The following is an 11,205-nucleotide window of genomic DNA, read 5'->3' as shown; positions in this document are numbered from 1 at the left end:
CACTTTTCGGCATCATGCTCTAGTGTCGGCAACAGAATCCCGAATGGAGACGCTTTGCATTGGTAGGCCGGTTCCTCGTCTTTCTGGGGGGAGTGATCGTCGTAGTGCTGTTTGTGGCGCTGCTTGCGCCGCTGTTCATCGACTGGACGGATTTCCGCAAGAATTTCGAGGATCAGGCAAGCCGCATTATCGGCAAGAAAGTCACGGTCTACGGCACGGTGGATGCGCGCCTGCTGCCGTTTCCATCGGTGACGCTGCATGACGTGCGGGTCGGCCAGGAAGCTGACGGCACGCCGATCGTCAAGGTCGAGCAGTTCTCCATGGATGCGGAGCTCGCACCTTTCCTGTCGGGTGAAGCGCTGATCTTCGACATGCGCATCGTCAATCCGAAGGTGCGCTTGAGATTGCTCAAGGACGGCACGCTCGACTGGATGCGCGGCAGCCGTGCGGAAATACCGGCAAGGACCGTCGTACTCGAAAACGTGCATGTCAGCGGCGGCGAGGTCGAATTCATCGACGACCAGTCGGGCCGCTCGCGTCGCATCACCGGCCTCAATGCGGAAATGTCGGCAAAGTCGCTGGCCGGTCCCTGGCGCATCGAGGGCGACGCTGCGCTCGACGGCGAGCATGGCGGCTTCTCGATCTCGAGCAGTCAGCCGGACGACAAGGGCGTGCTGCGCATGCGCACGAGGCTTTCGCCGGACAAGCATCCCGTCAGCGTCGATCTCGACGGCGAACTGAAGCTCGTCGACAGCAAGCCGAACTATCAGGGCCAGCTTTCGGCCGCGATCGAAATCCGCAACAGCGCCAAGCCCGCCAACAAAAAAGAGCAGCCGCCGCGCGTCAAGGGCCGCTTCGAGCTCACCAATGAACGCATCCGCATTCCTGAATACCGGATGGAGATCGGCCCGACGGACGATCCCTATGTCATAACCGGCGAGGCGACGCTCGATACCGGCAATGCACCGGAATTCCTGTTGACCGCTGATGGGCAGCAGATCGACGTCAACCGCATCGGCAATCAGGGCGCGTCGGGCAAGACGACACGGGATCCCGCTGTTTCGGCGCGCCAACGGCTGAATTCGCTGATCGATATCGTCCGGCAGGTGCCGATCCCGCAGGTGCCGGGCAAGGCGAGCGTCAAACTGCCGGCGATCGTCGCCGGCGATACGACGCTGCGCGACGTACAGCTGGAGCTCGAACCGGCCGGCACCGGCTGGATGATCGACAGCGCCACCGGCACGCTGCCGGGGCGCACGCAGGTGGAAGGCAAGGGCAAGCTCCTGCTTGAGGGCGAAGCTTCGTTCAATGGCCAGATCGTGGTGGCCTCCAGCCAGCCGACGGGGCTTGCCTCCTGGCTTGCCGGCTCGGTCGATCCGGCCATCCGGCAATTGCGGCAGGCTGGCTTTTCCGCCAATGTCAGCCTGACGCACGAATTGCAGCGTTTTGAAAATCTCGAGATTGCCATCGGACCGGCGACGCTGAAGGGTCGGCTGGAGCGCCAAGCGATCTCCGGCCAGACGCCGACGTTGTCGGTGGCGCTGAACGGCGATACGCTCGATCTGGACGCGCTGCAGGCGCTGAGCGGGCTCATGACCGGCCCGGATGCCGGCGATAACGTGCTCGACCACAAGATCGCCGCCCAGCTCAAGGCCGATAAGTTCACGGCCTTCGGCGTCGACGCCGAGAATGTCGAGACCACCTTTACGATCGCCGATGGGGCGCTTGCCGTCGACCGGCTGTCGATCAAGAACATCGCAGGCGCCGAGCTGACGGCGACGGGCAGGGCGGAGGGCTCGCTGCTCGACTACAAGGGCGCCGGCGAAATCACCTTCAAATCGGCCGATCCCGGCGGGTTCTTCACCATGCTGCGCGAGCACCTGCCGCATCACCCGGTGCTCGACCGGCTGGTGCGCAATGCCGGCTGGTACGGCAATACGGCGCTACGCGGCGCACTGACGCTCGGCGGCGACGAGGGCAACGCGCTGACCGTGACGCTTGCCGGCGTGGCGAACGGCAGCCGCGTCAATCTCGACTACCGCATGTCCGACCTCTTGGCGTTGACCGGCAACGGCACGACGAGCCTCGAGGCGACGCTCGAAAACGCCGTGCCGTCCATCCTGTTCGGTCAGGCCGGGCTCGACCCGCTGCCGGTCGATGTCGGGGCCAATGGCCGTCTGACGCTCAAGGTGAAGGCATCGGGCAACGATCCCGCCGATGCGGCGCTGAGCTTTGCGACCGACCGGACCTCGCTCACCGCCAACGGCAAGGTCGATGTCCGGCCGGAGAGCTTCATGAACGGCCACATCGCACTGTCGCTCGACAGCGCCGATATCGACCCCTATCTCATCATGAACGGCATCGCCCTGCCGCAGACCGGAACCGGGTTGCCGCTCGGCCTGCAAGTCAATGCAGCGGTCGATAGCGACAAGATCGTCCTTTCGGATCTTAAGGGGCATGCGGCCGACAACGAATTTTCAGGTGCGCTGACCGTCGACCGGAAGGCTGCGAAGACGACCGCGAGCGGCGGCCTGACGCTCTCTAAGGCCGATGCCGGCTGGCTCGGCGAGGCGTTATTCGGCCAGATCGTCGATCCCGCCAACGGTCAGCTGACGACGGCGCCGCTGGGGCTGCCCGTCTTCAAGGATCTCGACGTCAACGTGAAGCTGACGGCCAAGCAGTTCTGGCCGGGCCTGCCCGAAACGGCGGTGTCGGACTTCACCAGCAACGTCGCCTACAAGGGCGACGAGCTGCAGCTCAACGACATGGCCGGCAACTGGGACGGGGGAAAGCTTTCCGGCAACCTGCTCTTCACCAATGCCAACGGCACCGGCTTCCTGCAGACGAAGCTTGCGCTTGCCGATTCCGATCTTTCCGGCGTCGTCTGGCTGCGCGACGGCGCGCCGATCGCCAACGGCAAGTTCGGATTGTCGCTGTCGATGGAGGCCTCGGGCAAGACGATCGGCGAGATCGCCAGCTCGCTCAATGGTTCCGGCGAACTGAGGCTCGGCGATACCAGCATTCGCGGGCTGAACCTTGCCATCCTTCCGCCGCTGCTTGCCGCGACCGATACGATGCAGGAGCAGATCAACGCCGGCAAGGTGCATCCGATCATCGAAACGCTGCTCAGCAACGGCGAGGCGAAGCTGCCGCCGCTCGGCGTTCCCTTCAACATCGCCGACGGAACGCTGAGGGTGCAGAATGTCACCGTCGCCAACGATCTCGCCCGCATCACCGCCGATGCGCAGATCGCGCTGCCGGAAGAGCGGGTCAGCGCGACGCTGGGTGTCGGGTTCAATCCGGGCACGGAAGCGCTTTCCGGCGCCGAGCCGGCGCTCAAGCTGAATTTTTCGGGCATGCTGCCGTCACCCGGCAAGACGATGGATGTGACCGATATCACCAGCTATCTGTCGCTGCGCGCCTTTGAGCGCGAGCGTCGGCGGGTCGAGCGACTGCAGGCGATCGTGCTCGAAAAACAGCGGCTGCGCCGCGAGGTGGCGCTCTATCGGTTCAACGACGCCGAGCGCATCAAGGCGGTCGAGATCGAGCAACAACGGCAGGCGGAGGAAGAGCGGCTGCGTGCACTGGCGCAGCAAGCAGCCGCCGAGAAGGCCGCTGCCGAGGCAGAGGCTGCACGCGCGGCGGAAGCCAAAGCGAAGGCAGATGCGCAAGCGAGGGCTGCCGCTGAGGCGGAAGCGGCACGGCGCGGTGGGCAAGCGCAGCCCGGTCCGCTCAATTTCGACCAGTTACCGGGCGTTCAGGCGCAGTGAGATTGCATAGAGCGCCGCGCGTCTTTTCAGACGCGCTAAGGACGCTCTATCACTTTGAATCTGCGCATAATCCTTTCCGAAAATCGATTCCGATTTTCGGGGTTATGCGCTAGAATTTGATTCATGCAAGGCGCTCAGATCTTTGTTTTCATTGATTTCGCGCCCCAAATCGCCCCACGGTTTTGTGCAATATGCATGAGGCCCGTGTCACGGCTGGCGGTCGCCGCCGGCCTTCAGCCATGAAAGCACATGCAGCCGCAGCGCCGAGGACAGGTTGCTTTCAGCAGGACGGTGGTCGTCGATCTCGGAGATCAGGGCGGCGAACGGCATCGAACGGCTTGCGGCGATCGTCTTCAGCTCGGCCCAGAACTCATCCTCCAGCGAGAAACTGGTGCGATGGCCGTGCAATGTCGCCGAATGCTTGCGGATCATGAAGCGGTTTCACATCCCGGTTAGAGCGCCGTGCGTCCGAGAGGACGCGCTAGGGGCGTTCCATCAAATCATGCGTGGGTTGGCGGATCGATTCAAGGAAAGCACGCAAGTGGCTGATCGCAGAATCTATTCCGGTTTTCAAGCTTTGCGTGAAACCATCACGCGCCGTCGTCATCCGTTTCGATTCGACCGTCGCGATGGGCTTTGTCGGCCTTGTCGTTCAGGCTGCGGGTCAGTTGCTTTTCGGCCTTGGTGCGGCCGAAGGAGATGCGGTTCTGCTCGGCCTGCTGCTCCTTTTCGGAGCGGGCCTGCTTCTTGCGGAACTGGCGCAGATTGATGATTTCGGCGCTCATGCGGTTGCCTGATTTCCCCATGAAAAAGGGAGGCTTGGCCTCCCTTTAAATCACTGCTTCTTGCGGAAGGAGTCGAGTGAGACGACGGAGCCCGGTTTTTTCTCCTCGCCGTCGGCGGGTTTTGCGCCCGCGGCGTCGTCGGGCTTTCCAACAGCATCCACCGGATAAGCGGTGATTTCACCGGACGGCAATTCCTCGCCGTCGGCGAGAGGCACATCGAATTCGAGCTCGAAGTTGACGGAGGGATCGTAGAAACCACGGATCGCATTGAATGGGATGACCAGCTTTTCCGGAACGTCCGAGAAGGAAAGGCCGATCTCGAAATGCGTTTCAGTGATCTTCATATCCCAGAACTGGTGCTGGATGACGATGGTCATCTGCTCGGGGTATTTCGACTTCAGGTGCTGGGAGATCCGCACGCCGGTCGCGCCGGTGAGGAAGGTGATGAAGAAGTGATGATCACCGGGCAGGCGGCCCGTAGCTGCGACTTCCGCCAAAACCTTGCGGATGACGCCGCGAAGTGCATCCTGTGCCAGAATGTCGTAGCGGATATGATCCTGCCCCATGCTTTTCCTGTCTTTCGTCGGTTCGGAGTCTTTTCACAAGGTTGTATGCCACGTCCGGGCGCCTTGGGAAAGACCGGAGCCGAGTCACGTTTTTAAGCAGCATACATGATTTCGGCGGCAGGGAGAAGGTGAAGGCTTCTGTTGCCAGGTGCCTTCGGACCCCGCCTAGAGGTGCGAACCACTAGGACTTTGATTGAAGTGTCACACCGCGATTAAGCAGCGAGACGAGCTTCCGCATAGTTGTCGTTTGCAACTACAATTTTAGCCCGATAACGGCGGTACAATGCCGAGCAAAAAGACGATCTTTACACCCTTGTCGATCCTGTTTCGCCCCCATCAAAAGCCGGCCTTTAAGACCGCCGGTTTTTGGTGGAGGCGCCGGGTACCGCCCCCGGGTCCAATAGGTTTATTACACCGCTCATTTATCGCCATAGCCGGCCCGAAAGCCGACAGGGGTGATATAGTGGTTTCCTCAGCCCAAGGAAAGGGCAAACGTCATAAAAGCGTTATGCGTCCCATCAGAAACATTGGGAAAATGCCCGCCGGTGATTGGTTTCCCGGTTCCGAAGGCTTAAATTAGCCGAAACGGAATCAGCGCGACATGAAGCAATATCTCGATCTCTTGAATCATGTGATGGAAAAGGGCTCCGACCGGGGCGACCGTACCGGCACCGGCACGCGTTCGGTCTTCGGCCATCAGATGCGCTTCGACCTCGAAGAGGGCTTCCCCGTCCTCACCACGAAGAAGCTGCATCTGCGCTCGATCATCCACGAGCTTCTCTGGTTCCTGAAGGGCGAGACGAACATCCGCTATCTCAAGGAGAACGGCGTTTCGATCTGGGACGAATGGGCCGACGAAAACGGCGATCTCGGGCCGGTCTACGGCGCCCAGTGGCGCTCCTGGCCAGCGCCCGACGGCGGCCATATCGACCAGATCGCCAATCTGGTCAAAGGCATCGTCAACAACCCGAATTCGCGCCGCCACATCGTCTCGGCCTGGAATCCGGCCGAGGTGGACGAAATGGCGCTGCCGCCCTGCCATTGCCTGTTCCAGTTCTATGTGGCTGACGGCAAGCTTTCCTGCCAGCTCTACCAGCGCTCGGCCGATATCTTCCTCGGTGTGCCGTTCAACATCGCCTCCTATGCGCTGCTGACGATGATGGTGGCTCAGGTGACCGGACTGAAGCCTGGCGATTTCGTCCACACGCTCGGCGACGCCCATCTCTATCACAACCACTTCGACCAGGCGAAGCTGCAGCTGGCGCGCCGGCCGAAACCGCTGCCGTTCATGCGCATCAATCCTGATGTGAAGGATATTTTCGGCTTCACCTTCGACGATTTCGAGCTGATCGGCTACGAGGCCGATGCCAGCATCAAGGCGCCGATCGCCGTCTGATCCGGGACATTTCATGGCTGACATCCGCAGGACCATTATCGCCGCCGTTGCTCGCAACGGCATTATCGGCCGCGACGGCGACATGCCGTGGCGGCTTTCGAGCGATCTCAAGCGCTTCAAGGCGCTGACATTGGGCAAGCCTGTGGTGATGGGCCGCAAGACTTACGATTCGATCGGCAAGCCACTGCCGGGACGACCGAACGTCGTCATTTCGCGGCAGGCGGCGATAGACCATGCTGATGTGAGCATGACACATTCGCTGCCCGAGGCGATAAAGGCGGCCGAAAGGCTGGCGCTCGAAACCGGCGTCGACGAGATCTGCATTCTCGGCGGTGGGCAGGTTTATGCCCAGGCGATCGGTCTTGCCGACCGGATGTGCATCACGCATGTCGAGGCCGATCTTGACGGAGACGCGTCGTTTCCCGCGATCGATCCCGATATCTGGCAGGCAGGGGAGGCGATCGCGGTTCCAGCCGGCGAGAAGGACAGCTATCCCACGCGTTTCATCGTCTACGAACGCCGACACGCCTGAAAATGAACTATTTTCCAATTAAATTGACCAAGTTTCTCACGCTGCGTTGAAAGCCGATGCGGCGATACCTATAACGGTCACCAACGCGTCCGCCGGTCAGCCCCCACGGTTTCGGATGCGTGGAGACTTAACGAACAACGAGGTTTTGATGCCCTGGAGCAATCAGAATGGCGGCGGCGGCCCTTGGGGCGGCGGCGGCGGTAATAATCAGGGACCATGGGGACAGGGGCCGAACCGGCCGCGCGGTGGCGGCGGCAAGGGCGGACCGCCCGATCTGGAAGATATCATCCGGCGCGGCCAGGACCAGCTGCGCAACATCATTCCCGGCGGCTTCAACGGCGGCGTGGCGGTGATCGTCGCGGCGATCGTCGCCGTCTTCTGGCTGATCCAGTGCATCTACGTCGTGCAACCGGACGAACGCGGCGTCGAGCTGCGGTTCGGCAAGCCGAAGGACGAGATTTCGATGCCGGGCCTGCATTTCCACCTGTGGCCGATGGAAACCGTGGAAACGGTCAAGGTGACCGTGCAGCAGCTGAATATCGGGGCGACTTCGGCATCGTCTTCGAATGGCCTGATGCTGTCCAGCGACAAGAGCGTCATTAACGTGCAGTTCGCCGTCTTTTACACGGTGAGTGACCCGAAGGCCTATCTCTTCAATGTCGAAAATCCGGCAGAGACCCTGCAGCAGGTTTCCGACAGTGCCATGCGTGAAATCGTCGGCCGGCGTCCGGCGCAGGACGCCTTCCGCAGCAATCGCCAGCCGATCGAAGTGGATGTGCTCAATATCCTGCAGGACACGATGAACCGCTACGGTGCAGGCGTGACCGTGACCGGCGTGACGATCCAGAACGTGGCGCCGCCGCGCGAAGTCGCCGATGCCTTCGAAGAAGTGCAGCGTGCCGGCCGTGACCGCGACAGCACGATCGAAGAGGCCAATCGCTATACCAACCAGAAGCTCGGCCAGGCGCGAGGCGATGCGGCGCGAATCCGTGAAGATGCCGCCGCCTACAAGGACCGTGTCGTGAAGGAGGCCGAAGGTGAAGCGCAGCGTTTCACGGCGATCAACGACGAATATTCCAAGGCGCCTGACGTGACCCGCAAGCGGTTGTACCTCGAAACGATGGAGCAGGTGCTGAAGAATTCCCGGAAGGTCATCATCGATGAGAAACAGGGCGTCCTGCCCTATCTGCCGCTCAATGAGCTCGGCAAGCCGGCGCAGCAGGGAGGTTGAGTCATGACATCGAACAGACTTCCCATCATTCTCCTCATCCTCGCCTTCGTGCTGGTCGGGCTCTATTCGTCCATCTTCGTGGTGAATGCGCGCGAGCAGGCCATCGTCGTCCGTTTCGGACAGATTCAGACGGTCAAGACCGAGCCTGGCATTTACTTCAAGCTGCCTTTCGGCTTCATGGATGCCGACCGCGTTCAGCTGGTCGAAAAGCAGGCGCTGCGGCTCGATCTCGACAATATCCGGGTTCAGGTCCAGGACGGCCAAACCTTCGATGTCGATGCCTTCGTGATCTATAACATCTCGGATGTCCGCCGCTTCCGCGAAACGGTATCGGGCGATCGCGAAGCCGCGGAAGCGCGGTTGAGAGCGCAGCTCGATTCATCGCTTCGCCGCGTCTACGGTCTGCGTGACTACAATGCCGCGCTCTCGGAAGAGCGTGTCGCGATGATGCTGGAGATTCGCGACGATCTGCGCACAGATGCCGAAAATCTCGGTCTGCATATAGACGACGTTCGCATCCGCCGCACCGACCTTTCACCGGAAGTTGCTCCCAACACCTATAATGCCATGCGTTCGGAACGCCTCGCTGAGGCCGAGCGTATCCGTGCGGAGGGCAATGAGGAAGGCCAGCGGCGCCGGGCCATCGCCGACCGTCAGGTCGTCGAGCTCACCGCAGGCGCCCAGCGCGATGCGGAAATCCTTCGAGGCCAGGGCGATGCGGACCGCAACCGCGTCTTCGCCGAAGTCTTCAGCAAGGATCCAGCCTTCTTCGAGTTCTATCGCTCGATGGCGGCCTATTCCTCTGCTCTCTCGTCGCAGGACACGACGCTGGTGCTGTCGCCGAATTCGGAATTCTTCCGCTATTTCGACAATGCCGCCGGCACCCTGCAGTCGTCGCCAGCAAGCCCGGCAGTACCGGCTCCGGCAGCGCCTGGGGCACCTGCCCAGCGGACGAATTGAAGCAGGGGATTCCCCGACAATCATGAAAGGGCCGGCCCGAGTGCCGGCCCTTTTTTCGTGGAATGGGCGAGATAATTTGGCTTTTGCGAGGCCACGTCACATTGCACGGGGATTTCGCGAAAAGGTGATTTCGCCCTCCATCATTCCGCCTTATGCTGGTGCTCAATGTGCGCATGTACCCCTTATGAGGAAGCTTGATGGCCCCCACGATTCGCTCGCCCTTCAGACGAACGCTCGCGCTTATGGCCAGCGCTGCAATTCTTGCGCATGCCGGCATGAACGGGGTCGCCTATGCGCAAGCCGCGCCTCAGACGATCACACCCGGGGTTACGACACCCGCTCCGGCTACTCCGGAAACGACTGCTCCCGCACCCACACCGCCGGCCGCGGCTGCACCGGAAACGGCTGCTCCCGCACCGCAGCAGGCCGCCCCGATCCAGGCCGTCGTGCCCAACAGCGGTCCGGCTTCGGTCGCCGATCTCGCAGAGGGGCTGCTCGATGCCGTGGTCAACATCTCGACCTCGCAGAATGTGAAGGACGACGAGGGTGCAGGCCCGGCGCCGCGCGCGCCTGACGGCTCACCTTTCCAGGAATTCTTCAACGATTTCTTCAACAAGCAGCAGGGTAACAAGGGCGGCAATCACAATGTCAGTTCGCTCGGCTCCGGCTTTGTCATCGATCCCGCCGGCTATATCGTCACCAATAACCACGTGATCGAGGGCGCCGACGATATCGAGATCAATTTCGCCAATGGTTCGAAGCTCAAGGCGAAGCTGATCGGCACCGATACGAAAACCGATCTTTCGGTGCTGAAGGTCGAGCCGAAGACGCCGCTGAAATCCGTGAAATTCGGCGATTCCAGCACCATGCGCATCGGCGACTGGGTGATGGCGATCGGCAACCCGTTCGGCTTCGGCGGGTCGGTGACGGTCGGCATCATTTCCGGGCGCGGGCGCAACATCAATGCCGGCCCCTACGACAACTTCATCCAGACGGATGCGGCGATCAACAAAGGCAATTCCGGCGGTCCGCTTTTCAACATGAAGGGTGAAGTGATTGGTATCAATACGGCGATCATTTCGCCGAGCGGCGGCTCGATCGGTATCGGCTTCTCGGTGCCGTCGGAGCTTGCTTCCGGCGTCGTCGACCAGCTGCGCGAATATGGCGAGACGCGGCGCGGCTGGCTCGGCGTGCGCATCCAGCCGGTGACCGACGATATCGCCGACAGCCTCGGGCTCGACACAGCAAAGGGAGCGCTGGTCGCCGGCGTCATCAAGGGTGGACCGGTTGATGACGGCTCGATCAAGGCGGGCGACGTCATTTTGAAATTTGACGGCAAGACCGTCAGCGAAATGCGCGACCTGCCGCGCGTCGTGGCGGAAAGCACGGTCGGCAAGGAAGTCGACGTGGTGGTGCTGCGCGACGGCAAGGAGCAGACCGTCAAGGTGAAGCTCGGCCGGCTCGAGGACAGCGATCAGGCGGCAGCATCCGACGATTCAGGACCCGATGGTTCGCAGGATGACGGCGTGATCACCCCGGATCCTAGCGAGAACAACGACATGGACCAGCCTGACACCGGCGATCAGGTCCAACCAGCGCCGGGTACGCCCGACCAGCATAAGGGCCAGGTGTCGCCGGATGCGGCAACGCCGAAGAACGTGCTCGGGCTGTCGCTGTCGCTGTTGAGCGCCGAGACGCGCAAGGCCTTCGGCATCGCCGAGAGCGTCGACGGCGTCGTCGTGACAGAGGTGACGCCCGGCTCGGCCTCGGCCGAAAAGGGGTTGAAGCCCGGCGACGTGATCGTCGAGGTGGCGCAGGAGTTCATGAAGTCACCGGATGCGGTCGCCGCCAAGGTGCAGGCGCTGAAACAGGAAGGGCGCCGCAACGCCCAGCTGATGATCGCATCGGCGAATGGCGATCTGCGGTTCGTTGCGGTGCCGATGGAATAAGCGAAAAAGGAGCGGT

9 protein-coding genes and 1 other RNA gene are annotated in these 11,205 nt (G+C 61.7%); 6 read left to right on the top strand and 4 right to left on the bottom strand.

Translation table 11 applies throughout. From position 1 onward, the window contains the following. Positions 1–59: 59 nt before the first annotated feature. A complete protein-coding gene (locus tag J3P73_RS16655; protein ID WP_130692205.1) occupies positions 60–3,770 on the top strand; it encodes an AsmA family protein in 3,711 nt (1,236 codons plus the stop codon). Positions 3,771–3,977: 207 nt separating this feature from the next. Here J3P73_RS16655 and J3P73_RS16650 read toward each other — a convergent pair whose 3' ends face one another. The 4 genes from J3P73_RS16650 to ssrA form a co-directional block, all read right to left on the bottom strand. Then, the gene (locus J3P73_RS16650) at positions 3,978–4,202 is read right to left on the bottom strand and encodes a ribbon-helix-helix domain-containing protein (RefSeq protein WP_018074186.1); all 225 of its coding nucleotides are present in this window, start codon (positions 4,200–4,202) and stop codon (positions 3,978–3,980) included. 158 nt (positions 4,203–4,360) lie between these two features. Further along, entirely contained in the window at positions 4,361–4,555 is a 195-nt protein-coding gene (locus J3P73_RS16645) for a DUF4169 family protein (protein WP_018074187.1), read from the bottom strand. Between the two features lie 50 nt (positions 4,556–4,605). Continuing rightward, on the bottom strand, positions 4,606–5,121 hold the full coding sequence (locus tag J3P73_RS16640; RefSeq protein ID WP_018483820.1) for an SspB family protein: 516 nt from the start codon (positions 5,119–5,121) through the stop codon (positions 4,606–4,608). Positions 5,122–5,248: 127 nt separating this feature from the next. Next, positions 5,249–5,611: a transfer-messenger RNA gene (gene ssrA / locus J3P73_RS16635) on the bottom strand. A gap of 111 nt (positions 5,612–5,722) precedes the next feature. Here ssrA and J3P73_RS16630 point away from each other — a divergent pair. The 5 genes from J3P73_RS16630 to J3P73_RS16610 all read left to right on the top strand — a co-directional run bounded on the left by J3P73_RS16630 (position 5,723) and on the right by J3P73_RS16610 (position 11,189). Then, the gene (locus J3P73_RS16630) at positions 5,723–6,517 is read left to right on the top strand and encodes a thymidylate synthase (protein ID WP_018074189.1); all 795 of its coding nucleotides are present in this window, start codon (positions 5,723–5,725) and stop codon (positions 6,515–6,517) included. Between the two features lie 13 nt (positions 6,518–6,530). Beyond that, complete coding sequence (locus tag J3P73_RS16625; protein ID WP_018074190.1) at positions 6,531–7,049, top strand: dihydrofolate reductase; 519 nt, start codon at positions 6,531–6,533, stop codon at positions 7,047–7,049. 148 nt (positions 7,050–7,197) lie between these two features. Continuing rightward, on the top strand, positions 7,198–8,280 hold the full coding sequence (gene hflK, locus J3P73_RS16620) for an FtsH protease activity modulator HflK (protein WP_003560923.1): 1,083 nt from the start codon (positions 7,198–7,200) through the stop codon (positions 8,278–8,280). 3 nt (positions 8,281–8,283) lie between these two features. Further along, positions 8,284–9,240 (top strand): protease modulator HflC, encoded by a 957-nt coding sequence (gene hflC, locus J3P73_RS16615; RefSeq protein WP_018074191.1) that lies wholly within the window; start codon positions 8,284–8,286, stop codon positions 9,238–9,240. 197 nt (positions 9,241–9,437) lie between these two features. Beyond that, positions 9,438–11,189, top strand: coding sequence for a Do family serine endopeptidase (locus J3P73_RS16610; RefSeq protein ID WP_018074192.1), 1,752 nt, complete (start codon positions 9,438–9,440; stop codon positions 11,187–11,189). The last annotated feature ends 16 nt before the right edge of the window (positions 11,190–11,205 follow it).

It is taken from the genome of Rhizobium ruizarguesonis (genome assembly GCF_017357285.1).
In the GTDB taxonomy this organism is placed as follows: domain Bacteria; phylum Pseudomonadota; class Alphaproteobacteria; order Rhizobiales; family Rhizobiaceae; genus Rhizobium; species Rhizobium ruizarguesonis.
This window is presented reverse-complemented; position numbering and strand designations above follow the sequence as displayed.